This window comes from Microcoleus sp. PH2017_24_DOB_U_A, from assembly GCF_020738205.1.
Classification (GTDB): domain Bacteria; phylum Cyanobacteriota; class Cyanobacteriia; order Cyanobacteriales; family Microcoleaceae; genus Microcoleus.
In genome coordinates, this window is sequence record NZ_JAEQCT010000085.1 from 1 (window position 1) to 26,324 (window position 26,324).

General features: G+C 44.7%; 23 protein-coding genes, 1 pseudogene and 1 CRISPR repeat array. Of the genes and pseudogenes, 8 read left to right on the forward strand and 16 right to left on the reverse strand.

Annotation, left to right across the window (positions count from 1 at the left end; all coding sequences use genetic code 11):
* Positions 1 to 179: 179 nt before the first annotated feature.
* A CRISPR array of direct repeats spans positions 180 to 4,232; the repeat unit is 36 nt; unit sequence GTTTCAATCCCCTTGCGGGGAAAAGTGAATTGCGAC.
* A 368-nt stretch (positions 4,233 to 4,600) separates the two neighbouring features.
* The 10 genes from cas2 to JGK07_RS23120 all read right to left on the reverse strand — a co-directional run bounded on the left by cas2 (position 4,601) and on the right by JGK07_RS23120 (position 12,822).
* Positions 4,601 to 4,882 (reverse strand): CRISPR-associated endonuclease Cas2, encoded by a 282-nt coding sequence (gene cas2 / locus JGK07_RS23075; protein ID WP_293185592.1) that lies wholly within the window; start codon positions 4,880 to 4,882, stop codon positions 4,601 to 4,603.
* A 143-nt stretch (positions 4,883 to 5,025) separates the two neighbouring features.
* On the reverse strand, positions 5,026 to 5,562 hold the full coding sequence (gene cas1, locus JGK07_RS23080) for a CRISPR-associated endonuclease Cas1 (protein WP_293231678.1): 537 nt from the start codon (positions 5,560 to 5,562) through the stop codon (positions 5,026 to 5,028).
* Between the two features lie 385 nt (positions 5,563 to 5,947).
* Positions 5,948 to 6,802 carry a transposase gene (locus JGK07_RS23085; protein ID WP_293185593.1) on the reverse strand — a complete coding sequence of 285 codons (855 nt, stop codon included), beginning with the start codon at positions 6,800 to 6,802 and terminating at the stop codon, positions 5,948 to 5,950.
* Positions 6,803 to 7,264 carry a transposase gene (locus JGK07_RS23090; protein WP_293190669.1) on the reverse strand — a complete coding sequence of 154 codons (462 nt, stop codon included), beginning with the start codon at positions 7,262 to 7,264 and terminating at the stop codon, positions 6,803 to 6,805.
* Between the two features lie 213 nt (positions 7,265 to 7,477).
* Entirely contained in the window at positions 7,478 to 7,954 is a 477-nt protein-coding gene (locus JGK07_RS23095) for a PAM68 family protein (protein WP_293225627.1), read from the reverse strand.
* 170 nt (positions 7,955 to 8,124) lie between these two features.
* On the reverse strand, positions 8,125 to 8,394 hold the full coding sequence (gene rpsO / locus JGK07_RS23100; protein WP_293134126.1) for a 30S ribosomal protein S15: 270 nt from the start codon (positions 8,392 to 8,394) through the stop codon (positions 8,125 to 8,127).
* Between the two features lie 296 nt (positions 8,395 to 8,690).
* Complete coding sequence (gene ruvA, locus JGK07_RS23105) at positions 8,691 to 9,314, reverse strand: Holliday junction branch migration protein RuvA (protein WP_293185596.1); 624 nt, start codon at positions 9,312 to 9,314, stop codon at positions 8,691 to 8,693.
* Between the two features lie 96 nt (positions 9,315 to 9,410).
* Positions 9,411 to 9,773 carry a DUF5615 family PIN-like protein gene (locus JGK07_RS23110; protein ID WP_293212171.1) on the reverse strand — a complete coding sequence of 121 codons (363 nt, stop codon included), beginning with the start codon at positions 9,771 to 9,773 and terminating at the stop codon, positions 9,411 to 9,413.
* Positions 9,770 to 10,108, reverse strand: a complete 339-nt coding sequence (locus JGK07_RS23115; RefSeq protein WP_293185598.1) for a DUF433 domain-containing protein — start codon at positions 10,106 to 10,108, stop codon at positions 9,770 to 9,772. Before JGK07_RS23115 ends, JGK07_RS23110 begins: the two co-directional genes overlap by 4 nt.
* 83 nt (positions 10,109 to 10,191) lie before the next feature.
* Positions 10,192 to 12,822 (reverse strand): AAA-like domain-containing protein, encoded by a 2,631-nt coding sequence (locus JGK07_RS23120; protein WP_293225625.1) that lies wholly within the window; start codon positions 12,820 to 12,822, stop codon positions 10,192 to 10,194.
* Between the two features lie 1,087 nt (positions 12,823 to 13,909).
* On the opposite strand from JGK07_RS23120, the gene JGK07_RS23125 reads away from it, so the two are divergent.
* The 5 genes from JGK07_RS23125 (at position 13,910) to JGK07_RS23145 (ending at position 17,998) form a co-directional block, all read left to right on the forward strand.
* Positions 13,910 to 14,119, forward strand: a complete 210-nt coding sequence (locus tag JGK07_RS23125) for a hypothetical protein (protein ID WP_293185603.1) — start codon at positions 13,910 to 13,912, stop codon at positions 14,117 to 14,119.
* A 274-nt stretch (positions 14,120 to 14,393) separates the two neighbouring features.
* The gene (locus JGK07_RS23130) at positions 14,394 to 14,966 is read left to right on the forward strand and encodes a hypothetical protein (RefSeq protein ID WP_293185604.1); all 573 of its coding nucleotides are present in this window, start codon (positions 14,394 to 14,396) and stop codon (positions 14,964 to 14,966) included.
* Positions 14,967 to 15,199: 233 nt separating this feature from the next.
* Complete coding sequence (locus JGK07_RS23135) at positions 15,200 to 15,916, forward strand: GUN4 domain-containing protein (RefSeq protein WP_293196374.1); 717 nt, start codon at positions 15,200 to 15,202, stop codon at positions 15,914 to 15,916.
* Positions 15,917 to 16,173: 257 nt separating this feature from the next.
* Positions 16,174 to 16,734 carry a Uma2 family endonuclease gene (locus JGK07_RS23140; protein WP_293196376.1) on the forward strand — a complete coding sequence of 187 codons (561 nt, stop codon included), beginning with the start codon at positions 16,174 to 16,176 and terminating at the stop codon, positions 16,732 to 16,734.
* Between the two features lie 88 nt (positions 16,735 to 16,822).
* Positions 16,823 to 17,998, forward strand: a complete 1,176-nt coding sequence (locus JGK07_RS23145; protein WP_293196378.1) for a HEAT repeat domain-containing protein — start codon at positions 16,823 to 16,825, stop codon at positions 17,996 to 17,998.
* Between the two features lie 18 nt (positions 17,999 to 18,016).
* On the opposite strand, the gene JGK07_RS23150 is transcribed toward JGK07_RS23145, so the two are convergent.
* From JGK07_RS23150 to JGK07_RS23160, 3 genes are all read right to left on the reverse strand, one after another.
* Positions 18,017 to 18,736 carry a DUF2786 domain-containing protein gene (locus tag JGK07_RS23150; RefSeq protein WP_293196380.1) on the reverse strand — a complete coding sequence of 240 codons (720 nt, stop codon included), beginning with the start codon at positions 18,734 to 18,736 and terminating at the stop codon, positions 18,017 to 18,019.
* 184 nt (positions 18,737 to 18,920) lie between these two features.
* Positions 18,921 to 20,135, reverse strand: coding sequence for a DUF790 family protein (locus JGK07_RS23155; protein WP_293225623.1), 1,215 nt, complete (start codon positions 20,133 to 20,135; stop codon positions 18,921 to 18,923).
* Positions 20,136 to 20,231: 96 nt separating this feature from the next.
* Positions 20,232 to 21,827: a DEAD/DEAH box helicase family protein gene (locus JGK07_RS23160; RefSeq protein WP_293242873.1), complete on the reverse strand. Its 1,596-nt coding sequence runs from the start codon at positions 21,825 to 21,827 to the stop codon at positions 20,232 to 20,234.
* A gap of 108 nt (positions 21,828 to 21,935) precedes the next feature.
* Here JGK07_RS23160 and JGK07_RS23165 point away from each other — a divergent pair, with 108 nt between their 5' ends.
* Positions 21,936 to 22,781, forward strand: a complete 846-nt coding sequence (locus JGK07_RS23165) for a class I SAM-dependent methyltransferase (protein ID WP_293242871.1) — start codon at positions 21,936 to 21,938, stop codon at positions 22,779 to 22,781.
* Between the two features lie 103 nt (positions 22,782 to 22,884).
* Positions 22,885 to 23,973 carry an alanine dehydrogenase gene (gene ald / locus JGK07_RS23170; protein ID WP_293190677.1) on the forward strand — a complete coding sequence of 363 codons (1,089 nt, stop codon included), beginning with the start codon at positions 22,885 to 22,887 and terminating at the stop codon, positions 23,971 to 23,973.
* 173 nt (positions 23,974 to 24,146) lie between these two features.
* Here the strand turns inward: ald and JGK07_RS23175 are convergent, their stop codons facing one another.
* From JGK07_RS23175 to JGK07_RS23185, 3 genes are all read right to left on the reverse strand, one after another.
* Entirely contained in the window at positions 24,147 to 24,356 is a 210-nt protein-coding gene (locus JGK07_RS23175) for a hypothetical protein (RefSeq protein WP_293185622.1), read from the reverse strand.
* 59 nt (positions 24,357 to 24,415) lie between these two features.
* Positions 24,416 to 25,138 carry a DNA/RNA nuclease SfsA gene (gene sfsA, locus JGK07_RS23180; protein WP_293185628.1) on the reverse strand — a complete coding sequence of 241 codons (723 nt, stop codon included), beginning with the start codon at positions 25,136 to 25,138 and terminating at the stop codon, positions 24,416 to 24,418.
* Positions 25,139 to 25,264: 126 nt separating this feature from the next.
* The gene (locus tag JGK07_RS23185) at positions 25,265 to 26,017 is read right to left on the reverse strand and encodes a glutathione S-transferase family protein (protein WP_293185624.1); all 753 of its coding nucleotides are present in this window, start codon (positions 26,015 to 26,017) and stop codon (positions 25,265 to 25,267) included.
* A gap of 17 nt (positions 26,018 to 26,034) precedes the next feature.
* On the opposite strand from JGK07_RS23185, the pseudogene JGK07_RS23190 reads away from it, so the two are divergent.
* Positions 26,035 to 26,324: pseudogene (locus JGK07_RS23190) on the forward strand (transposase); the annotation flags it as partial.

The window sequence follows — 26,324 nt, forward strand, 5'->3', positions numbered from 1 at the left end:
CGGACTCAGCGCGAGAGACTCAGAAACCGGGTTTCTGCGTAAAATCTCGTGAAAATACGTCAATTGCCATAGAAACCCGGTTTCTCGGACTCAGCGCGAAAGATTCAGCGGGGAAAAGTGAATTGCGACTTGAATAGGTTTTCTTCTGGTAGTTGGGAGCAAGAAACTTCTTGTTTCAAGTTTCAATCCCCTTGCGGGGAAAAGTGAATTGCGACCTTACTTGTATTTGACTGATTTGGCAGTACGAAAAGAAATGTTTCAATCCCCTTGCGGGGAAAAGTAAATTGCGACTTTTGTTTTAACTCAAGCTCCTCTAGGAGGTTGTTTCAATCCCCTTGCGGGGAAAAGTGAATTGCGACTACCTTGATTCGTCATTGGGAAATTTTGCTATCCTGTTTCAATCCCCTTGCGGGGAAAAGTGAATTGCGACTTAATTGAAGTCATTAGCCGACCTTAGAATTAATTCTAAAAAAGTTTCAATCCCCTTGCGGGGAAAAGTGAATTGCGACTTAATTTAAACGACCCTGAGCCACCACTTCCAGAGCCTTCTGGTGAGTTTCAATCCCCTTGCGGGGAAAAGTGAATTGCGACTAATTGTTCCTGAATATCGAGAAAAATCTTATGTCAGTTTCAATCCCCTTGCGGGGAAAAGTGAATTGCGACGTAAAGGACCGGTTCTGTTCACTGTGATGGTCAAAACAATGTTTCAATCCCCTTGCGGGGAAAAGTGAATTGCGACTTGCTGGTTTTGCGTGTCTGGTTATATTCATTTTAGTTTCAATCCCCTTGCGGGGAAAAGTGAATTGCGACTGTGATTGTAAATGAAGGGACAAAATACAAAGATGGAGAGTTTCAATCCCCTTGCGGGGAAAAGTGAATTGCGACTAACTACTTGGTTAAGCATACAATTGACCAATATCGTGTTTCAATCCCCTTGCGGGGAAAAGTGAATTGCGACTTAGCAGAGCTTGTAAGAACAAGAATGGTGGAAAGTTTCAATCCCCTTGCGGGGAAAAGTGAATTGCGACTGTTTTTTTATTATGCAAAATAACCCCTTACCAAGATGTTTCAATCCCCTTGCGGGGAAAAGTGAATTGCGACTGTTGGTTCAATCTACGTCTACCAATATAGCATTATGTTTCAATCCCCTTGCGGGGAAAAGTGAATTGCGACTGAAGAAAATACAGCGAAAGTGATTCAATTCCTTCTGTTTCAATCCCCTTGCGGGGAAAAGTGAATTGCGACTTAAGTAACGTACCTTGTATCATCAATCTAGTAAACTCTGTTTCAATCCCCTTGCGGGGAAAAGTGAATTGCGACTGCAAATTACTCTTAGAGCTGAATTTCTTGAGCAGAAGTTTCAATCCCCTTGCGGGGAAAAGTGAATTGCGACATAATAACCGAGATTACCATTCTACAACTTATTACCTTCACATGTTTCAATCCCCTTGCGGGGAAAAGTGAATTGCGACTATTATTAAACAACTTAGGGCGTATAAAAAAACAATTTGGGTTTCAATCCCCTTGCGGGGAAAAGTGAATTGCGACACCAGAAACACCAAAAGGAACAGATGCAGTCGGTGCTCAAGAGTTTCAATCCCCTTGCGGGGAAAAGTGAATTGCGACTCTATATCAAAGAAGTCCTAACGAAGGTCTGGAATTCTTAAGTTTTAATCCCCTTGCGGGGAAAAGTGAATTGCGACTTTAAAAAAGCTCTGGCTGACCATATTGAGAAAACCAACAGGTTTCAATCCCCTTGCGGGGAAAAGTGAATTGCGACATTCAAACTAAAAAAACTTCATTCCAATTCATAATCAATTGTTTCAATCCCCTTGCGGGGAAAAGTGAATTGCGACTATGATTGGATTAGGATAGTTGCCAATTTATCTGCCAGTTTCAATCCCCTTGCGGGGAAAAGTGAATTGCGACTCAAGAGGTCTTAGTCTGGAGCAATGTAGAAAGGGCTTTGGTCCAGTTTCAATCCCCTTGCGGGGAAAAGTGAATTGCGACTTGTTGAACTTGATCCAAAATTTGAATCATTATCGCCTTTTAGTTTCAATCCCCTTGCGGGGAAAAGTGAATTGCGACGACTTGGAGAATCTAGTTAATGGAGACGAGACAATTCGAGGTTTCAATCCCCTTGCGGGGAAAAGTGAATTGCGACATTAATGCTTGCTGAATTCCCAGGCATAGGGTTACACAAAGTAAAGTTTCAATCCCCTTGCGGGGAAAAGTGAATTGCGACTATATTTCACATGGCTGAACCAACTTCTGCTGAAATTCAAGCTGAGTTTCAATCCCCTTGCGGGGAAAAGTGAATTGCGACAGTTAAAGAGGTGTTAGGGACTGCCGAAAACTTCAAAAGTGATGTAAGGTTTCAATCCCCTTGCGGGGAAAAGTGAATTGCGACCTCAACAAAACATGACCAATGGGAAAAAGTTTACCCCTGCTAAGTTTCAATCCCCTTGCGGGGAAAAGTGAATTGCGACCAGAAAGAGTGGCAGAGATCAGAAATCAAACTAACGTTTCAATCCCCTTGCGGGGAAAAGTGAATTGCGACGAGACTAATACATTGCAGGGGGCAAATGGGATGGGTTTCTATAGTTTCAATCCCCTTGCGGGGAAAAGTGAATTGCGACTTATGGTGCATCTAGTGCTAGCGTAACCATACAATCTCTAATGTTTCAATCCCCTTGCGGGGAAAAGTGAATTGCGACAAGACAGATCAGGAGAGGGTGCAGAACCTAACCCAGGAGTTTCAATCCCCTTGCGGGGAAAAGTGAATTGCGACTTAAATTGATAATTGCAGGTTCGAGAGACTTTAACAATTACGAATTACTGTTTCAATCCCCTTGCGGGGAAAAGTGAATTGCGACTTTAGGAAAATTAGTAGATGTACTAAAACTAATTGTGTTTCAATCCCCTTGCGGGGAAAAGTGAATTGCGACAGCGGGTTTGTGGTACCTACAGAAAGGGTATGGATTACTGGTTTCAATCCCCTTGCGGGGAAAAGTGAATTGCGACACCACCATTGAGATAGAGGTATTATCTAAGTCTGAGTATAGTTTCAATCCCCTTGCGGGGAAAAGTGAATTGCGACACAGCGGCGTGACACGCAGCGGATTTTCGGGCGACTACTTTGGGTTTCAATCCCCTTGCGGGGAAAAGTGAATTGCGACAAATTTTTTCCATTGACTCCTTGTCATTGCCAAACGACTTAGTTTCAATCCCCTTGCGGGGAAAAGTGAATTGCGACTAGAGCTAGTAGCAGAATCAGAAAGGGTGTGGGTACTAAAAGCACGTTTCAATCCCCTTGCGGGGAAAAGTGAATTGCGACACGAACTTCCAATTTCACGAGCGGTTCCAGCTCTACTCGATGTTTCAATCCCCTTGCGGGGAAAAGTGAATTGCGACATCCAAAAATATTAGCTCTTTACGAAGAATTATTATCTCTAGTTTCAATCCCCTTGCGGGGAAAAGTGAATTGCGACTCCAAAGTTGTCTTGTATACAGCTAAAGAATTTCAGATGTTTCAATCCCCTTGCGGGAAAAAGTGAATTGCGACTGGAGAGAAAAAAAATGAATTTTCTAGCAAAGTCAATTGTTTCAATCCCCTTGCGGGGAAAAGTGAATTGCGACTCTTTTGGAGTGTATCAAATGGTACCCGTCTCTCCAAGAGGTGTTTCAATCCCCTTGCGGGGAAAAGTGAATTGCGACTGTAAATTCAGACGAGGGTTGATTATGAATCCGAACAAATTTTGGGATGTTTCAATCCCCTTGCGGGGAAAAGTGAATTGCGACTGCTTTTACTAAGAATTGACTCTTTTTATCTTTATGTTTCAATCCCCTTGCGGGGAAAAGTGAATTGCGACTAACCATTCCTCTAGCTGGTTTTACCGCTCCACCCTGTTTCAATCCCCTTGCGGGGAAAAGTGAATTGCGACCTTTCTCGACCTAGAAGGCAATGTCTTTACTTTTCAAGTTTCAATCCCCTTGCGGGGAAAAGTGAATTGCGACGTTGCTAAAGTACGATTCTCTGCAACTGCTGCGTATCTAGTTTCAATCCCCTTGCGGGGAAAAGTGAATTGCGACACAGAAATATATGAGCATGAGCAACATACAACAGCGTTTCAATCCCCTTGCGGGGAAAAGTGAATTGCGACACTGAAAACAAACAAAAAGTTGGCGCTATTCAAGTTTCAATCCCCTTGCGGGGAAAAGTGAATTGCGACCCCTCGTTGTGAAAGCCGTGCCCAGTAAAGGCTCTAGAAGCCGTTTCCGACCACCTCTGATGCTCAGCTCACTTAGAGCCGAAAACCAGCTCTCAAAAATCGCTGAAACCCTTACGGGACAAGCGAACGGCCGCCTAAACGAGAGAATCGGTGTTTCAGCCATTTAGCGAGGCGGTCGGATAGCTAAATGATTGAACAGCTAAAACACTACTCTAATCTATTTAATTTTCTAGGTACTGGTGCTACAGATTTAGGTAGTAATTAACACGACAAGTTTGTACTGGCTTGTGTGGATTTACAGCTAGAATCTAGCAATAGAAGCATAATAACCTAGATTTCCCTGGCTGTCAAGTGTTAAAAAAAATACTTTAAACAATGACCGAAGTCGGCGGTTGAGTCACCGGCGGGCCAGAACCCCAAGTTTCCACCTGCCCGATCGCCCGCGTTGACAAAACATAAAAACGGATATTATCTTCATCCAAATTAACCCGTCCCCGCAGGCGAGCGCGCAACTCCTCAAATTGACGCTGAGATAGGGCACACTCAAAAACCGAATATTGCACCCAAGTACCGTAACCGGAAAGCAAGTTAAAAACTTTCTTGCGACGCTTGTCACAAGGAATATCATAGACAACAACGTACAAGTGCATGATTAATTTCCGCTTGACCAAAAGTCAGGAATTACGCAATAAATAAACGCCATCATGTCATTGCGAGGGTCACTCAGCAATCGCAAAACCTGGCGATTGCTTCGTTCCTCGCAATGACAGAAATACGTTGTTAGTCTTGAAATCTAATAAATTCGATAAGGCTTGTACAGCACTTGTGGATTGTAAACAAACTGCTTGTAAGCCTTAACTTGCTGCACAAACAAATCCCAGCGCGGCTGTTTTTCGCCCGAATCAGTCTGAATTTCTTCTTCCATACGCCGTAAAAAAGCATGGAGAAATTTTGCTCTGCCGGAATCGTTCAAGAAACAGCCGCTATTGCGGTAAACAAAGTCGAGGGTGGCATCCATGACTTTTGAATTAATCAGCCACAGCACCAAAGAATCGATAATCGGAGCACGAAACTCTTCTATCAAATCAGAAGCTAAAGCAGCATGACGTTCGGAAGTTTGATGCAAACAAGCTTGATAAGGATCGAGTCCTTGGAGTTCAATCAAACACAGTAAATGATTCCACAGGATTTGATATCCGAAGCTAAGCATGGCGTTAACCGGATTCCCTGGCGGACGGCGGGAACGGAAAACAAATACAAATTCGGGAACCGACAAACATTCGCCAAATGCCGAAAAATAACTGGCTGCCCCGGCTCCTTCCAATCCCATTAATCGCTTCCCCAACTTCGCAAAAATTGTCAGGATATCAACTGCAAAAATTATTGAGAACTACTCTACTTATATCAAGCTCAACTAAGTAGTTTTATGCAAAAAACCAATTGTTCACAAAACTTAAATAGTATTTTGTAGGGAATTTTACGTAGAATTGGTGTCAATTTAACTAGAAATCACGTATAAACTCTATTGGTAGGGTGTGAAGTGGGCACCTGACTACTATTAGTAGTGTCTAAGTAATATCAGGACACGGCATTGCCGTGTCCTCTTCCGACGAAGAAAGCTATTGATTCATGACTATTGACACTCTCAGCGCTGAAGCGACTGAGATTCTTAAGAAATTTCATTCTTAATATCCCTACTGCTAGGGTTCCCAAACTCAGCACGTTTGCACGCAAGTGCGTGCTGATATCTTTTGGGCGTTTAGGTGTTCAACACCAGGTTTCGCGGAGTCCCCGCGTACCATTTTCGATGCTCGATCTCTGATAGTTTTGGCAGCGCCAATGTCGGCGTGTTCGTGATAGCCACATTCAACACAGATGAACTTTTCGCCATCTCTATTTGATTTGTCGATGTGTCCACAACTTCTGCATTCTTGGCTAGAGTGCTTAGGATTAACTTTGATTACGATTTTTCCTTGCTTTGCAGCTAGATACTCAATCTTTAATCCTAAGTCGCCCCAGCCTGCATCAGAGATAGCGCGATTCAATCCTTTTTTTCTGGATTGCCCATTCTTGAGAAACCTCCCGGTTTCCTCATCAGTTTTTACCTTACATCGACGCATCATCCCAGAGATGTTCAAATCTTCTAAGGCGATTACATCAATATTACGAAATACTATTAAATTCGCAGTTTTCCATTGGTGCGCTTGGCGTTTATCACCAATCTTTTGATGGAATCTGCTAACTCTGATGACTGCTTTTTTGCGGTTTTTACTGCCTTTTGTTTTGCGGTTAACTCGTCTCTGTCTAATTTTCAGAGTGCGTTTAGCTTTTTTGTTGGTTGAAAATCTAGGGTTCTCAATTTGGTAGCCATCAGAAAGGTGAACCAGTTTAGTTAGTCCCAAGTCGCAACCGATTACTTTGGGATTGTTGCCGAGAGCTTTGGGGCTGTATTCAGGTACAGATTTATCCTCTATTCTAATAGAAACATACCAGCCATTCTGGCGTTTTCTAACTGTGCAAGCCTTGATAGTAAAACCACTTGGGATTGAGCGAGAGTTGTAAAACCTCATTCAGCCCAGTTTTGGTAGGTAAATTTTATTGCCCTTGATTTTCACTCCCATTGCGAAGGTAAAAGAAGTAAAGTTACTCCGATTTTTGAATTTCGGAAATCCTCTACCTTCAAAGAAGTTTTTGTAGGCAATATCTAAGCGTTTGACATTTTGTTGTAAAACGGTTGAATCTAGTTGGGAATACCAAGGTCTAGCTATTTTTAACTCAGGTAATGCTGTTATTTGAATATCACCAGCACTTCGGCGAGGATTTCTAGCTTTACCTTCTTTGTCAATCTTAGAGTTTTTCCAGGGATTTCCAGTTGCGCCACTTTTACTTACGAAGCAGGTCAATGGTGAAGCTTCGCCTTTCGTTCTAATGTCACAGTAATCGCCTTGGATAAACTGCTGATTGTACTGACAGATTCTGTCATTCAAGCACCAATTATACAGGCTTCGCAGCATATCTACCCAGTTCGACATTTTTAATGCTTGCGTTTGATTGGGACGCAACTTATAAGCGTAATTTGTCAACAATCTTGCTCACCTCCTTGTTTATATCTTAGCGTCTTTCTCTAATTTTAAATATTAAGAATCAAGAAAGATTCACGGCGGTTAAAACCGCCCGTGTCGCTTGCATCTCAGGGCTGAAGCCTCTGAGTTTTCCGCTTACCGAATGTTTTCTATAACTACTGACTAACTTTTAGATTTCGCATCGCGCCACGCTTCTCGCATCCGTCCAAAATTAGTATTAAATTCTTCCCACCCGAGAGTGCTTCCTGAAGCTTCTTCATCCCAGGAAGCCGAGAGGACTCCGTAGCTTAATCCCAGTACGCCTAGACCAAAACAGCCCATGCTTACCAATAATACTGCTGTGTTGGGCAAGTCAAACCAGCCTTTGCTGACTATCAAATAACTCACAAAAAATGTGGAAATTCCCAGGAGTGTGGGGGCGCCGCAGAATACCGCAATGCGGGAAATCATGCGTTTGCTGACTGCTTCTGGGATGGATTGCGCCTGGGGGCCAGTTTTTTTGGTGGCTTTGGGCTTTTTGTCTGATTTTGGTTCTTCTGTGACTGGATTTGCTTCGGCTTCTGGAGGCTTTTTAGCGGTTTTTTTCCGATTTGAGGCCGGTTCAAAGGGTAAGCGCTGGGTGGGTGGTTCGGAGGACATATTTTTTGTTTAACCTGAAATCTCGAACAATTATCAAAGAAATCTTGGCGAGGGTTTACGCAACTCTGATGGTTAATCAACGGTTTGAAACGGATTTGTTATCAGTGCGTAAATCCTGCTGGCGTTTGTCCAAGATTCTTGAATATTGTCGCAAATTTTCGCTGTGCTGTTTAGCCGCGAATGCCTAAACGGGCAATTAATGCTTTGTAACGATCGACATTTTCCTTTTGCAGGTAGGCCAGCAAGCGCTTGCGGCGGCTGATCATCATCATCAAACCGCGCCGGGAGGCGAAGTCTTTTTGGTTGATTTTCAGGTGGGCGCTGAGTTTGCTGATGCGATCGCTCAACATGGCGATTTGGACATCTGCTGAGCCTGTATCTGTTTCATGGGTTTGAAAGTCGCCCATGATTTCTTGTTTGCGCTGTTGTGTAAGAGCCATGAATTGAGTTTAGTTTTTTTTGTACGATTGTCACAATCCAATATAGTATCACAGGGGAACGGTGAAGGAGCAAAATTTTCGCCACGGATGGGTTGTTTTCTTGAGCTGAATAGACTTCAATTGCAAGCCCTACTTAGGACGGGCGAGACGCCCATCCCACAGGAAAAAAAATGTCGGATGGGCGGGACGCCCCTCCATGGTGTTTATTCCAGCCCATCCCACAGGAAAAAAATTGTGGGATGGGCATCTTGCCCGTGTTAGCCATAAATTTTGCAAGAAGTCTATTGGGTGGCCGATTATCGGCTCAAATAGGCGATCGCCTCACGAATCCAATCATCCGCATTAGCTTTGTTTGCCAAGTTGCTGTCTTGACTGAGGGTTTGCAGCGCTTGCAAGACTTCCGTCGCAGTATATCCCATCGCCAGCAAAATCATCTCCACTTCTTCTTGAATCGCTGCGGGGACTCCGGCGGCCACGGAAGTTGTCAAACCTGCTTCCTGTCTCCATTCCGAGAGTTTGCTTTTGAGTTCCAGGGCGAGGCGTTCGGCGGTTTTTGTACCCACGCCGGGGGTTTTGGCGAGGATGCGAGTGTTACCGCCGACGATCGCCTGAACTAAATCTTGCATTCCTAGAGTATCAAGAAGGGCGATCGCCAGTTGAGCACCCACACCGCTAACACTCGTCAACTGCCGAAACAAATCGCGTTCGGCCGTGCTGCCAAAACCGTACAATACGATTTGGTCTTCCTTAACTTGCTGGTGGGTAAAGATTTGGGCGACTTCGCCGGATGCTGGTAATTGGCCAGTCACGCGCGGCAAAATTTGGATGTCATAGCCAATTCCACTAACTTCGAGAGTCAGAATAACGCGGTTGCTGCCTTTGGCGATATTGGCGACTGTGCCTTTGAGATAGCTGATCATATAGTTAATGGTACACCGATAGGGTAGCGCGCCTTTTAAAATTGCGATCGGACTAATGCAAAAAAAATCGTTTCCTCCCGAATACATTAATAACTGCTAAGGGAAAGGTAGAAAAACAATTCTATCTTGATATTCATTTTCTTGGGATGCCAGAGCCGCTAAAATCAATTCTTCTAGGTTTTCGCCAATGCTTAAATTAGGATTGATGATAAAAATCCCTGGAATGTGACGATTTACCGCCATATGTTCGGCTAAGTGCACTGGCATAGAAGTTCGGTTATTTGTCACCAAAACACAGTTATTATCTTCACACCAGTAGAGAATTTCTGGATCGAGAGTTCCTTTCGGCGGTGTTTCCGGTTCTCCCACTACTTTGACGGCGATCTCTGGTTCTCGTTGCCTAATTTGATTGGGATAAATTGGATTGACATTTTCATCAATTAGGTATTGCAGGTTCATGGGCTAGTTTTGGCTTTTCTTTCTGCCCTCAGTTGGCGGAGCTTTTCAGAAACAGGCGGGGGATTAAGGCGCTGTTCTTCTCTCATTTTGTGACCGTGTTCTATCCAATTTTTGAGGTAATCACTCACAGGTTCTTGATTTTGGAGATAATACAGAATTGTCGCATAAACTTGTTCGAGGGTGAGGGAAGGATAAGTTTGGGCAATTTCATCAGGTGCGCGACCGCAATCGATGTAATCATAAAGAATTGTTTCAATGCCAATTCTTGTCCCTTTCAGTCGAATATCGCTGGGAGTGAGAAAGTTGAAATAATCTGTGAGCGTTTGGGTTGGCATAATTTTGCTGTATACTCAACATAATTTATTATATCACTGATATTTGCCCGATAGAACTTGAAGTAAACCGCTATGCTGATCTTTCAATTCAAAATAAGATGCTGTTTAACCAAAGACAAATCCGTCTTCCCAAAATTTACCACTAAGGCCACATTTAAATTTTCCAATGATTTTATAAACCACATAATTTCATCAGAAGCTTTACCTTCATAGTGATTGAACAAAATAGAAAATCGCTTTTCCAACTCAGGCTTAACTTTGCCAGAAAGCAGTAATATTTTCAGCAGCAAACCCATTGTCCTGCTGGGCCCGAGGTTGTATACTAAGTCATAAAAAATGTAGTGGTTGGGATGTTGGGAATTTTCCACTACTAAAAAGTTGAATAACTGGTTGCAAGTCTGAGCTAACAATATATTATTTAATTTCGCCGAGTCGTTTTCCGGAAATGTATTTTTGATGTACTTGTACAACTTATCATTAAATTGACGACCGCCATATTCTGGTTCTACCGATGATATCAAATATTCATATAAATCCACTTTAAATGAGCTGTAGGATGGAGTTTTCCTGGCATCTCTCAAAAAAAATTGAGCCGATTCTTTGTGGCTGCGATCGTCTGTTACTTTCCCGGCAAATTCCCTAACAGCTAAGTGCAATTCCGCATCGTTCAAAAGTGTGGGATTTGGCGCCGGCTGCACAATTCCTATTTCTGTATTTCTCGGCTCAACCAAATAATTTAAATATTGAGACAAGTTTTTTTCAAATAGTCGCTGTCTTTGATTTTCCAGCTTTTTGATGGTTTGCTGGTCTTCCTCCACGCTCTCCTTGCTCAGCAAAGAATGCCCGTACAAATAAGGATAGCGACAAATCAATTCGCCCAAAGGAGCATGACTATCTTGTTTCTGCGGTTGTGGCTCTTGTTCTACTGCTTTTACTAAGCGCTCTAGGGTCTGGAATTCTGCACTTTTAGTAAAGAATTCTATTTGTTCTTGCAAGCGCTTGACTATGTAAAATTCCATCCCGAATCGGGGAGAAGTCTGTTTAAATAAAGCTACTAAATTTGCAATACTCAATTTGTGCTGTGAGTGCAATTGCCAACGGTTGATCGGGATGTAACAGCAGCGGTGGATGATATATTTAAACTCCCGATCCGATCGCTTGACGGAGATGATATTGTACAAAGTTGCTTCTATTTCGCGATCGGGGTAGCCCATACCATCGATAAATAGTTTGCGGAACCGCTCGATTATCTGTGCGGGGGATTCTCGTTCCACGCAGGAGACGATGTGATCGTACAATATCTGTTCGTTGCTGCCCGATAGAAAAGTATCTGAGGGCGGGGTGAGAATTCTCTCTGCACCGATGTCTGGGCTGCTTTGTACAACTTGTGCGACAGCGACTGTCGGTTTTTTCTGAAAAGTTCCGGGATTCAAGAACCAATAGTGTTCTTGGCTTAATTGTTTGTTTGCCGCCCAATCCAAAGCTGACTGCAAAGTTTCCCCCGTCAATAACTGCGACTTATCTTCGCGATCCGAAGCCAGCCATGCTGCCAAGGCCTCGCGGTAGGGAGCCAGATTTCCCAGTTCTTTTTCCACCCAAAACTGATTGAAAACAGATTGATAAACTAGGTTAGCAGCTATTAATTTACCATGAGATTTGACCACCAATCCTGACAGTTGCAATTCGATTTGTTCGGGAGAATAATCGACAGCAACTCCCGGCGCTTCTTCGGGTTTTTTGGGGTCGGGCGGTTGCAAAATTTTCTGGTACAGCGTTAACAGCTTGGTGAGATCGCAGCGGCTGTAGAAAATGCGATCGCGAATTGCTGTCAAATGTGGGGGTTCGTCCCAGTCTTCCCAATTTTTAATAATTCTGTGTTTGAGCAGTTGTTCCACCTGCTGGGCTTCGCAATTTCTGCCAATAAAAGACCCGTATTCAAGCACCAATTGGCACAGTCTTTGAGTCAGAAAAGGTTGACCGTCCGTCCAAGTAAATATTTCTTGGAGCACTTTTTGGGGACGAAAAGCTTTGAGTGCCAATCCTTTTGTTAGTGACACACTTTCGTCTAGTTGCAATCGACTTAAATTAATTGGTCGTCCAATATTAAAAGGGTTGCAGCTTGGATCTCGGATCAATTGTGACGGGGCTGCTACTCCGAAAACCGCAAAATTCAGGCGATCGTATTCTGGTTGCTCTGCCCGCTTAGAATAACAACCTCGAATTGAGGCAAAAAAATCGCTGGTACTGAAATTGAGGATGTTGGTGGTGTCAATGTCATCTATCAAAATGACTAAATTTTGCCGCAGTGACTTGAGCAAAACTTTTTCGATAAATATCTCCAATCGCTGCACCGGGGATAGCACTTCGCGATCGTTCCACCACTTGAGGGCATCAAACCTGTTTGTGAGGCGCAAGCTGCTGGCGATGCGGTGGACGATCGCGCCATACCACTTTTCCAGGGAAATTTCTGGGCTGCTAATGCTTCTCAGGTTGACGGCGGCAAAAGCTGTACCTTCTGCTTGCAACCTTTTGGCCGTTTGCACTAGCAGGCTGGACTTTCCCATTTGTGGGGAACTCAATACGTAGCAGAATTGTCCGGCTTTGAGTCCTTGGTAGAGTTCGCTGTCTGCCGATCGCCTGACATAGGTGGGCGCACCGGCAGGCAAATATCCTCCGACTTGATATTGGTTGGTTGAGTGGACTTCTGCTGTCATCTGCGAATTCATCAAGATGCTGCGCCCCTATGCTGTGCGATGGAAAAGTTACAAATTGCAATTATTGCCAGCTCATACTATTTTAGATTTGAGATTGGTCAATGACTGATTCAATAAGGGTTTGGAGTTTACCTACAGTTGCGTTCTTTTTTTGAACTGGTGTTACTGTGGTTGAAATTTTTGTGACTCTTTCTCTATTGTCTACTAACTCAGCGTTGTCATTGTCAATCTTTACCGTATCTTTGCAACCAACCGTAAATCCAGCCAGGAGGGCGATCGTACTCCGGCACTTTTTTGTTTGTACTCGTTCGCATCCTCATCTGAATTTTTACTCAACCGGATTGAAAATGCCCAAACGCCATTGGGTTCACATTTTTTTACAATCATACTTTGAATTTCACCCGATGGTATGATGTTGCCAGGGAAACTCATAACCGCAGCGCCTTTAAGGTACTGCCTAAGGTTCTGCCTAAGGTTCTGCCTTGGGGGCTGGCTACCGAATGCCGTCCAGTCAAAGCACTGGAATGGCTGCTACCAATAAAAAACCCCAGCGTTTGGCTGAGGACTGCTTGAGTGGGAGATATCGTTAATCTGCGTTTTTTTTAGTTGACTTAGATTGCATGGAATTCCATGCCGCTGACACTTCCCCGGCTTTCGCGTGGGGGAATTTTTAAGAACAAACTTTTGGGGATAAATCCACAAAAAGTTTAATTCTTAAAAGCGCTGTCAGTGCGCTGCTAGCCACTGGCTCAACGATTAAAGTTAAGTTTGTGGCTAATTGTAGTAGAAGATGCGCCCTGATGAATTAACTACCCGATAGATGAGCACCCTGATGGCATAACTCCCTGATGGATCGACGCCCTGATGGCCTTAGCCCCACTACCCAAAAAAATCTGGTTGGTGGATGATCGTGGACATAAGTAACACGTCACTTCCGGCGTTTCCGATCGCTCTTCGGGTGTGCCTGTCTGTATTGATTATGGCAGGCAGATTTATCAGAAGACAAGTGGGCTATTGCATCAACCCACTTCTGACAGATCGGGTTAGCCAAAAGGTGTCTATCTACGTTAAATCAGGGTCATCGAACATGAAAAACAGCATCTTAGTATTAGCAGTAATTGCCTCCGGTGGCATCGGCTTATTCCATACAAGCAGGGCCAGCGCTTTTGCGATCGTCCCACAATCTTCATCAACCAGCAGTTTGACTGCTCTTGAGAGTCGTCCCGACATTAACTACACTGGAACGAATGAAGATGGAGAGCAAGAAGAGGTAAAGACAGGCAAAGGCCGGAAATAATTAGCCCTCTGAGTGGTTCGCCGGCGCTGCGGTTGTGATTGCGATCGTGTTTGTGGTGTATTTGTTGTCGCCACCACCTTGGCTCAAGGGGGTGAAAACTCGGGCCGAATATCAGTCCACCTAATCCGGGGAGTTGAAGTCTCAACAAAGTGAATGGGAAAATAAACAGGTAAGGCGAGTCTGTCGGTGGAGTTTCCCCGCCTAGGAACTTCCTTACCTTCTGATGTTCGGGATTCGGATCTGGCACAATCGTATTTCATCTCGTAAAAACCCAATGGAAAATACTCTCGAAACTACCCGCAGACAGCGCGTATTGACAAGAACCCAGGAACGGCGTCAGGCGACACCCAAAGAAAAACAGTTAATTCACCTGCTGGCTAATATGGCTTGCAGTTTGATTAACTATGACTACAAACACTCAGCGGGGAAGGAAACTCTCGCGCCTTCGGAACGGAAGCGTTTAGCGGAATGGCACTACCTGCGAGTTCAGCAAATTCGCCGGATCGAACGCTCGTTGGAGCCCGTAGCGACGCTCAAGCGCGTGTACTACAAGAGCATTCTCAGTCCGAGGGATCTGAAGTCTTTGAAACTTCTGTGGCTTGAAGAGGACAAAAACCGCGTCAAACGGGTCGATCCTGAGTTGGACGACATCCTCAGCGAAGCTTTGGATCGGGGAGATACTTTGAAACAGCTATTTCACTCGATCGAATCCAAGGAACGGATCTTTGCGGAAACTCCTCGCCCGGGCGTTGTACCGCTGTGGGTGAAAGAGTGGGAAGACTCGGAATATGACATCAACTTTTTTCCGCCTTCGTTCTCTGCATGGGTTTCCATCGTGGACGACTAGGTTCAAGAAAAACTCTTTTACATGGGAGCGATCGCAAAAATCTGAGGGTAAAGCTATTTGCTATCGCTCCCATTGACGAGGAATGTGCGATCGCGGCGAGGTTAGCTCGTCGTGCAGCGCACAACCATCGGAGTACAGAGAAGTAAATCGGAGTCAGTAGCATTGTACAATGGAGGAAAACCAGGGCTTCAGCTAATTGCTGATAGCTGATAGCTGATAGCTGATAGTTTCCCATGACTGACTCGATTTCTACTTCTCCATTAGACTCGGCCGCCGATACAGCCGAACTCCGCTCACAGTTGAGGTCGGGTTCAGAGAAAACTCAACTGCAACTGCTGCAACAACACATAGCAGATGCAGGCTGGGACGTGTTGATGGAATTTTTATTAGAGCGCAAGTCGGAGGAACCGACGGCGGTAATGGGTAAGGCTTACCAAATTCTTTATTGTGCGGATTCTGCCAGAGCGAGGGAGTTTTTGCAGGCGAATTTTCCGACTGGAGTAGTGCAATTGCGATCGGACTCTAACATTGACTACACTCCGCTGCAACAATTATTGGCCCTACAGGAATTTCAAGAAGCCGATCTGTTGACTTTAAACAAACTTTGTGGGTTGGCGGGCGAGACTGCTGCCGCGAGAAAGTGGTTGTATTTTACGGAAGTTGAAAGTTTGCCTGTGGCAGATTTGCAAACAATTAATACCCTGTGGAAAGTTCATTCGGAAGGCAAATTTGGCTTTTCGGTACAGCGGGAAATTTGGCTGAGTTCGGGCAAGAATTGGGATAAGTTGTGGCCGTTAATTGGGTGGAAGAAGGGGAATAATTGGACGCGGTATCCGCAAGAGTTTATTTGGGATTTGAGCGCGCCGAGGGGTCATTTGCCGCTGTCGAATCAGTTGCGGGGAGTGCAGCCGTTTGCGGCTTTGATGGCTCATCGTGCTTGGGTGAAGTAAAGTAAGACGGCGGTTGAAACCGCGTTTACACAAACAAAGATCGGACGGGGGTTGAAACCGCGTCTACACAAACTTTCGTCCGCCTCCGCGGACTCAAGAGAATAATGTAAAACGTAATTTTCACCGCCTATTCTTCAACCCGCGGAGGCGGGTTTTGTTTGTATAGTCGCGGTTTCAACCGCCGGGTCTTTTTTGAGGAATGTTGGGAAATTTTGTATAATTGATATTTGAATTAATGAGCAAGAGGGCTGGGAGTCATGGTAGGAATCGGAACCAAACTGACTTTAGAAGAATTTCTAGCTTTGCCCGACGGAGACGTATATTATGAGTTTGTAGATGGTGAAGCAGTTCCTAAAGTGTCTCCAAAATTTTTTCATTCCAGTTTACAGGGAACTTTGTGTCGCCTGATTCGTGTATGGTGTAAAAGTCGCGGGCGAGTGCTTCCAGAATGGGCAATTCTGTTAAAGCGTCAGGGTAAAGATTGGGCACCTGTTCCTGATTTGACGTATATTTCCTATGAACGTCTGCCGAAAAGTTGGCGGCGGAATGAAGCTTGTCCTGCAATTTCTGAATTGGTGATTGAGATTATCTCTCCCGATCAAAGTATGAAGGATTTTGAAGAGAAGGCGAAGGATTATTTGGCGGCGGGGGTTCCGCGAGTTTGGGTAATCGATCCAGAATTGATTTTAATTAGAAGTTTTTTCCCTGATGGTTCTAGTCAGGTGTATATGGATAATACACTAATTGTGGATGAGTTGCTGCCTGGTTTGGAGTTAACAACTAGACAGATTTTTGAAGAAGCGGAATTGATTGATTGATTACAGTCTGTGCAAGAGCTCAGTCGTAGGGTGCGTGACAGCGGGAAAATTCTAACTCGCGGCGGTGGGTTACATTTTAAAGAAAGTTATGACTTCAGAATTAACCGACGCCTTAAACCGAATCTTAAGCTGGATAGAGCGACACGAACCCTCGTGGATTGAGTATCTATACCCTGGCTTATCAAAGGATGAGATAGATGACTTAGTAAGAGATTTACCAATCCAATTTCCTCCTGAACTCTATGAACTCTATCAGTGGAGAAATGGTGCAGTAGAAGGAGATGAGTGGAAGGAAACAGTTTGGATATTTCATAGTTGGACTTTTAGACCTCTACAAGAGGTCGTTGCAGGGCTGCGCCAGGAGAGTTTCACATATCAAAATTTCCAAACAGATAACATAGCCAATATAGATATAATTAAGCCTTATTGGGGGAATTTTAAGTATTTAAATATTTTTTATCACATTTTATGGGAAGATAATGGGTGCGTCTTCATTAATAACATACTAAATTTTTGTCCGATAATTTTTCAGCGAATTGAAGAAGGAGAGTTAACTTTACTTGAAAAGTATACAAGTTTAACCAGTATGATGCTAACCATCGCAGAATGTTATGAAGCAGGAGCTTACTTCATAGGGGATTATATTTCTCGCAACCCTGAAAAAGAATATCAAATTGGGCGTAAATATAACTCCCAGATTATAGAATTTGCTCTACAAGCTATTCAGCAAGGCTCTTTGTGTGGTCGGTTTTTTACATATTTCTCCAACGACCTAATCGAATTTAAAGACCCAAGAACTGTGGAGCCTCTAATTCAAGGGTTGCAATTACTCAATCATCAGAATATAGAGCGATTGAACCAGCAGAATAACGATCCATTTCTCTATTACGATCCCAAAGAAGAGGTAGCCAGAATTTTGGGAGAATTAGGCGATACTAGAGCTGTGCCTGTTCTAATTGCCACTCTCAAAAACGATTGTCATAATAATTGGGATTACCAAACTAAAGTCAGTGCAGCAAAGGCGCTGGGTCAACTCAAAGATAAACGAGCAACTTACCCTCTCATTGAAGCTTTGCAAGATAACGAGGATGAAGTTCGACAGATGGCTGTTTGGGCATTAGGAGAAATCGGAGATTTAAGAGCAGTAGACTCTCTAATTGATGCTTTGCGGGATAGCGATTATTGGGTAAAACAAGCGACAATTGAAGCCTGGGATAAACTGGCTGCCAAATTTCCTGAGCTTGACGAAGAAATTCCCTTTTAATACTAACTATACTTAAACTCACAGAGATTCATTAAGCTGTTTTTGTTTTCCTTCAGGCTGCACTTGCTTCTGCAAACTAATTTTGTCGCCCACTTCATACCCGGAATTAAAACCAGCCTCGCTGCTGACTTGAGAATCTGTCCTGGTTTTGACTTTAACTCCTTGGCTTTCTAAATAATCTGCGATCGCCTGTTCATTCTTCTCAAACATCGATCGCACTACAATAGCAGGAGTAGCCGCTGTATCAACCGAGCCCGGAATCCCCGACTCCTCCATCTCCCGCTTTTGTTCCAGCAACCTTTGCCGCAACCTTGTGGCGCATCCCACCCGAAAAGCGTTCAGATACGCCAGTCCCCGGCCGCTTCCTTTGCGGTATTTCGCCCGTTTCTCGATCGCAGAACTCAAATATTCATACAGGTGCTTGCAAACAATCAGATTTGTAGAGCTTCCCACCAAAAACATACTACCACTATAATTGTTCCGCATACCTGTACAACCGTTGGCTTCCGCAATTCCCGAAAACAGGATCATTTTCCAAGTGACAAATTTGGATGTTGTCTCAACTCCGCTTTGATCGATCTCTTCTTGGTGATTGGGGCCTAAATCGGCGAGGCTGAGATTGTACTGCGCCAGTAAAACGGAAGCTTTTGCTGCCGCAGCGGTTGATTCGTTTTCGTTGGATGAGGTGGCGAGGGCTAACAGCTTTTTGATTTTTTCGACAATGCTTGTTTCTACCATTTTTTGATTGGTTTGGGGGTGAGACTACGCGGTGGCAAGGTTTTGGGGATGTTTCTATTTTACTAGAGTGTTGGAATGTGCGATCGTTCTTTTAGGATAATTTAATTTAAGAGGTTTGAACCGCAGAGGCCGCAGAGGCCGCAGAGGAAGAGAGGGAGAGAGAAGTTTGCTACTGATTGGTGTACTATTCGAGGATTTCTAGGACTGATTTTGGCTGCAATTTATCTTTAAACCAAACTATTTTTGCAGGAACTTCTTTTACATTAACCCCAGCTTTTTCCAGATTCAGCCGTTCGGAAATAGCTAAAATCAAGTTGTCGCATCCAGATTTGTGTACTTGAGCAAATTTCTTTTGCAAATACTCCGGCCGCCAATAGCCGACTATTTCTAATATAAATACTCGTCCGTCGGGATGGACTAACCGAAAGTCGGGAATCATCACGCTTCCTGGAATTGGGATTAAGTCAACTTCTCGTTCGAGTTTCCACTCGGTTTTTAAGCTATCCCACCTGCCAGCAAATGCTGCTTCTAACATACTATCATAGGGTTTGCCTGGGGGATAGTGGCTGACTAAACCGCAGTCGGAATTTAGGGTGAATTTACCTGTTTTCACAACGCCGCTGAAAGCATCTTTGGTTTGCAGAGTTGAGTGCATACTCCATTTGGTGACGTGTAGGAGTGCGGGCAGCATTTTGGCGAGGGCTAAGCCGTAGCGGGTGCTGGGTTTGAACAAGCTTGTGGGGCCGTCGATTGTGAGGGTAAATCCGTGGTCTGCATCGCCTTCGATGTAGGTCATTAATTGAAATAATTTTAAATAGCGAAAGAGGAGTTTGTATTCTCCTGGATCGTTGCGGTGCGCGGTTAATTGAACTTGACTTGCTCGGTAAAATATGCCTTGGACTTGGGAAAGGTTGTATCTGTGAAGTAAGTTTTCGGGTGTTGGTGCGTCAAATTCGGTGAGGATTTTGTTTTCGTTTAAATCGGCGTATAAACCTGTTTTGATTTCGTGGGTAAAAACTTCTCTGTTTAAGTCTTGGCTGAGCTCTGTGGCTACTGTTTCGAGGGTTATTTGGGTGGATTGTGGGCTGGGTGTCGATCGCGCGGACAACGCAAATACCCGCTGTCTCAACTCCATTGGTTCTAGGGGGCTGACGACTTCCAAGGTGGAGAAACCGCCTTTGAGGAGGTGCGCTAATCCCCGTTTAAGCCGATAGTCGGGGCTGTCGCCTTCTAATTCTAGCAAGCGTCCGTCGAGTTCGCCTTGGGTTTTGCCGATCGACTCCTGGAAGCAGGCGATCGTTTCGGTAGCCGCATCGAGATTTTTAGCATCTATCTTGAGGCGTAGCGGGATGATTGATTCGCCGTTTTGACGGTGGCTTAGTAGATCGGTTGGTAGCATTTGACAGTTGACAGTTGACAGTTGACAGTTGACAGTTGACAGTTGACAGTTGACAGTTGACAGTTGATCGAAGGAAGAAGGAATAATTTAGGCGTGCTACCAGGGAATGTCATCATCATCTCCCCATTTTGCGGGTGATTCTGCGGCTTTTTTGGTTGTCTTGGGAATGTCATCATCATCTCCCCATTTTGCTGGTGTTTCTGCTGCTTTTTTGGTTGTCTCTCGGTTGACTCCGTAAATCGGTGTTGGTTTGACTGTTTCTAATTTTGGATATTCTGCTGGTGGTGGTTCTATTGGTGTTTTTGGTTGGGGTTTGTGAACTTGCATTCCGCCTCGGCGGCGCTGGGATGTTCTTTCTTCGGTGGTGTCTTCGGTGACGACTTCGTAGAGAATTGCTAGTTTATTTACATCGCTGCTTTTTCGCAAAACTCGACCCAATCTTTGGATGTATTCGCGTTCGCTTCCCGTACCTGACAGTATAATAGCAATTCTGGCGTCGGGTACGTCCACTCCTTCGTTGAGAACGTGGGATGCGACTAGGGTTTTGTATTCGCCGCTGCGAAATTTATCGAGGATTTCGTGCCTTTCTTTGACTGGGGTTTGGTGGGTAATTGTGGGGATGAGAAATTCTTGGGAGATTCGGTAGACTGTGGCGTTGTCTCCGGTGAAGATTAGGGTGCGCTGGGGAGAGTGTTCGGCTAGAATTTGAGCTAAGATTCGCAATTTGCCTTCGGTACAAAGGGCGATTTCTTTGGCTTGGCGGTGGGCAATCATGGCGCGCCTTCCTAGGGGCGATCGCGCGCTGGCCATGATAAACTGTTTCCATCCTTCGAGGCTGGATATTTTGATGTTGGACTGTTTGAGGAAGTCGTTGCGAATGTTCATGGCTTCGCTGTAGCGATCGGTTTCTTCTTTTGACAGTTTGACCATGATTTGCACTATTTTATGGTCGGCTAAGGCGTCGCCTGCTAAATCTTCGGGTTTTTTGCTATATACTGTGGGGCCGATGAGGAAGTGTAAGTCGCTGTGGCGTCCGTCTGTGCGATCGGGTGTTGCTGTCAGTCCGAGTCGAAAAGGCGCGATCGCATATTCGGATATTACTCGATAAAAGTCCGTTGGTAAATGGTGGCATTCGTCAAACACCAGCAAGCCGTATTTATTCCCCAAGGTTTCGGCGTGAATGCTGGCGCTGTCGTAGGTTGCTACTAAAATTGGCGTTTTGTCCCGCGAACCTCCGCCTAACAATCCAATTTCGATGTCGGGAAAAGCTGCTTTTAAATTAGCGTACCACTGGTGCATTAAATCGAGAGTTGGCACTACGACTAATGTACTGCGACCCGTGACTTGCATCGCTAATTGGGCCACATAAGTTTTGCCCGAAGCGGTGGGGAGGATGACTACTCCTTGGCTTCCTGCTTCTTGCCAAGCTGCGAGGGCTTCTTGTTGATGCTGGTAAGGCTGCATTTCTACGCTGGGCACAAGTTCTAGTAGTTCGTATCCGCGGGCGTCGTCGGTGAAGTTAGTGCAGTCGGCCTGAAGCGATTCTACCAGCGGGCGGTAGTGAATTGCTCGAATGCGAAATTTTTCCACGCGATCGTCCCACGTGGCAAAATCCGCCCAGTCTCGGCCTTTGGGCGGCGGGTGCAGTAGGAGCGTTCCGCGATCGAATGTTAATGTAGGTGTGCGTGGCATTTTTTTTGAGACGCGGTGAATCGTTGCTGTTAAATTATATAGGATATAGGAAAAGTAAGGACTGAAGTCTTTACTTTCAAATTAAAGTTCTCTTACTTTTGCGATCGTATGTTTGACTTTCTGCAATACAAACAAAATTTTTTAGCAGCGACTGAAGGCTGGGATAATGAGAAATGGAATAATTTTAATGACAATCCATTGGTACTTGTTTCGCCAACACTGCAAAATTGCCATGTCAAAAACTGTCGCCTGGTTGAAAGTCGCATCAAAATATTGGAATGTTTACCTAAAAATAGTGTGGTTGCAGAGGTTGGCACTCAATATGGGCGATTTGCCGAGAAAATACTTGCTATTACCCAGCCCCAAAAGCTGCATTTAATTGATGGTAATTTCGAGGCATTTAAAGCGGAAATCGATCGCAAACAAAATCCCCTATTGCAAGCAGGGATAGAAAATGGGACTGTCGAACTTCACGAAGGTGATTCATCGACAATTTTAGGCGGTTTTCCAGAAGAGTATTTTGATTGGATTTACATCGATGCCGATCATTCTTATGAAGGTGTATGCAAAGATATCGATCGAGGTTATACAAAGGTGAAATCTGACGGGATGATGGTTTTTAACGATTATACGAATTGGTCTGTATGCGAAATCATGCCTTACGGTGTGGCGAAAGCAGTTAATGAGTTTTGTATTGCGAATGACTGGGAAATAGTATTTCTGGCGCTTCAGTTCCTAGGCTATCACGATATTGCGATTAAGAAAAATACTGGGGAAAAGGAGGTGCGAATTCAGTTGCAGGAGGTTAAGTCCCAATTGCAGAGTTCGCAAGCTCGGATGCAGCAGCTTGAGTTAGAGTTGGAGCAGGCTAAAAGATCGATCGACCTTATGGAAAATGACAAATTTTGGAAATTGCGATCGCAATGGCTGAAAATCAAACAAATATTCTCCTAGCCCAGCCCGATTCCCAAATCTAAAATCTCCAATGGTATTGTCCCGCTAGGGCTGATTTTTGCGTTAAATTCGATCGACATAAGCCTGAAATTTGAGGTTATAGATGGAAATAGGCGTCCCCAAGGAAATCAAGGATTTAGAGTTTCGAGTCGGACTCAGTCCCACCAGCGTGCGGGCTTGTTCGGACAAAGGCCACACAGTTTTCGTCGAAACGAATGCTGGGGCTGGGGCTGGTTTTGCTGATGAGGACTACATTGAAGCCGGGGCGAAGATTGTCTCGAAGGCTTCAGATGTCTGGAACCGGCAACTAATTGTCAAAGTTAAGGAACCATTACCTACTGAGTATCCGCTGATCCAAAAAGAGCAGTTGCTATTTACATATTTGCACTTGGCAGCCGATCGCACATTAACCGAGCACTTAATCAACAGCGGAGTCCAGGCTATCGCCTACGAAACCGTCGAACTCCCCGACAGGAAATTGCCCCTGCTAACCCCGATGAGCATTATTGCAGGGCGTTTGGCCGTGCAGTTCGGTGCTCGGTTTCTGGAACGACAGCAAGGCGGCAAAGGCGTACTTTTGGGGGGCGTACCGGGGGTAAGACCGGGCAAAGTTGTAATTTTGGGCGGCGGAATCGTCGGCACAGAAGCAGCCCGCATTGCTGTCGGAATGGGCGCTAGGGTGCAGATTTTAGATGTAAATGTCGATCGGCTAGCCTACTTGGAAACTTTATTCGGTTCCAGAGTAGAATACCTTTACAGCAGTCCTTTGCAAATAGAAGCAGTTGTTCCCGATGCTGACTTATTAATCGGTGCAGTTTTAGTCTTAGGAAAAAGAGCTCCGGTGCTACTTTCGCGCGAATTTGTCGCCAAAATGCAGCCCGGTTCTGTAATTGTTGACGTAGCCGTCGATCAAGGTGGCTGTGTCGAAACTTTGCGAGTAACTTCTCACACAAATCCTACTTATGTAGAGGAAGGAGTTGTGCATTATGGCGTACCAAATATGCCCGGTGCAGTGCCTTGGACAGCTACTCAAGCTTTGAATAACAGCACTTTGCCTTATGTTTTGCAGTTGGCAAATAACGGGATTAAAGCTTTGGAAATGAATCCGAGTTTGGCGAAGGGATTGAACGTGCAGAATCACCGACTGGTGCATCCGGCCGTCCGGGAAGTTTTCCCAGATTTGGCAGATTAAATTGCCTCTTTTTTTAAGTAAGTTGTCCCGCATCTAAATTGTATTTTGGCGCGGGCAGGATGCCCAACCCCTACTCCCCACAAGAAAATTCATGTATTGTGGTTCTCAGAAAGATTCGCGGACGTTGTTGGGAAGAGAGCCCTCTTTGTCTGGGAGGTTATGTAAGCTGTCAGTCATACCTCATCTTTGTGAGAAAGGCTATATTGTGGAACGGGCATCTTGCCTGTTTCTAAACAAAAAAGGTAATCGATCCGGTTTGCTTTTTCATCGACGACGGGAGTTACTCGGTTCACGGATTTTCGATCCTCAAAGCAACAGTTACCAGAAAGAATTGGTTGAAAGCCGGAATCATTTGAGGGAGAAATTAAAGTCAGACTATTCATTACTCCAATCCTCTTCCTTCTAGGTAGAGGTTGCTCTCAAACTGTCAAGCGGTCAACTGTCAAATATCCAGTTTTGCCAAACCCAAATACCGGACACCTTCGGGAGTTACGTCAAAGCGGCAAGGCAAAACTTCCACACCTTCAATAATAGCTTGTCTGAACAATTGTCCGTAAATGCGATCGGCACTATCCCCAGGCGCAAAATCCGTACAATCGCCGCGATTAATAAAATACAGCATTACAGCCCTCGAACCCTGCCGCACCACTTCGATCAATTCTCTCAAATGTTTCTGTCCCCGTTCTGTGACTGTATCGGGAAATAAAGCTAATGTATCTTTAACCCAAGTTGTATTTTTAACTTCCACAAAAATCGGTTTTTCCCCACCAGTCAGCCAAAAATCCACTCGACTTTTTTTATCTTTTCCGTAAACAACCTCCGGCTGAATCAAACTGTAATTTCCCAATTCAGGAAACAATTGCAATTCCAAAGCTAATTTAACTACTCGATTTGGCAGCCCGGTATTAACTCCCACCCAGGTTGGTACAGTATCGCAAACTTTAATTAATTCCCAAGTATAAGCTAACTTGCGTTTGGGATTGTCACTGGGAGATACTAGCACTGGATTGCCGGGAATTAAAACACCAGTCATCGGGCCAGTATTCGGACAGTGCGCGGTGATAATTTCTCCCGAAGCCAGTTCGATTTCTGCGAAAAATCGTTTGTACCGCTTGATTAAAGTGCCGGGTAAGAGAGGGGGATATTTGTAAATTAAGTCGTTCATGGGGATAGGGGTATGGGGCATGGGGCATTGGTAAATAGACATAATTGCTGTAGGGGCGGGTTCACCAACAATACGTGCCAATAATTGACAATCTCAAAAACCCGCCCCCACCCAACCATAAATCACTTATTTATCTTCTCTTCTAAGCTCATTAATTTCATCATTTAAAGGCTGCTGTTGTTTACCTTTCATCAACTGTTTCATCTGCGCTTTAAAAGCTTCCACCAGTTCCGGACTGGCTTGTGTTTCTTTCCAAGAAGCGCGGGAATTTAAGCGATCGCACCAATCCTCCAATTTGGGGTATTCCTCCAAAGACAAGCCTAACTCGGGCAGCCAAGGCACGGAAACACCAGCCACAACATCCGCCAGGGTAATCGTGTTACTGCCAAAAAAAGGTGTATCGCCCAACAACTCCTCAAAAAATCTGAGTACCGCCGCCACTTGCAGCGCAGATTTTTCCAGATTCTCCGGTTCGCCTGCGCCGCCGAAAGTCTGGCGGACAAAGGGACTCAGCGCTGGTGTCAATTCGTTGACTGTTACCATTTGTACCATGCGGACGATCGCCAAATCCCGAGCATTCTGTGGCAATAGTGCGATCGTCGGATACTTAGCTTCCAGATAATCAAGCATAGCGAGACTTTCTATTAAATGAAAATCGCCATCAGCCAAAACCGGAATGTGGTGAAAAGGGCTAATATCCAAAAAATCTGGTTGAAACTGATCGCCGTTTAATTTCATCGACACCAATTCAAACTCAATCTCTTTTTCTAGCAAAGCAATCCAGACGCGACGGGCATTAGCGGGACTTAAACAGAAAATACGATAAAAATAGGTTATAATGCTTACATAGCAAGCAGATAACGTTAAAAAATGACCCATGAAAGAGACAACCCCCCCAAAAACGAGAGTTTAGGAACTATTTAGGGGGATTATTGGGAGAAAGCGAACGAAAAAACCTGTCACAGATGGCAGAAAACGCTGTCGGAGTAACTTACCACAAATTACATCATTTTTTAACAACAGCGCCTTGGTCATTCAATGAACTCAACGAACGTCGCTTAGACGTAATGAATCAGTGCAACTTGCGCCAAGATTAGTCGAGGATTTAGCCTGATAATAGATGATTCAGGACATAGAAAAAGTGGTAACTTTACCGACGCTGTAGGCAGACAATACATCGGACAAA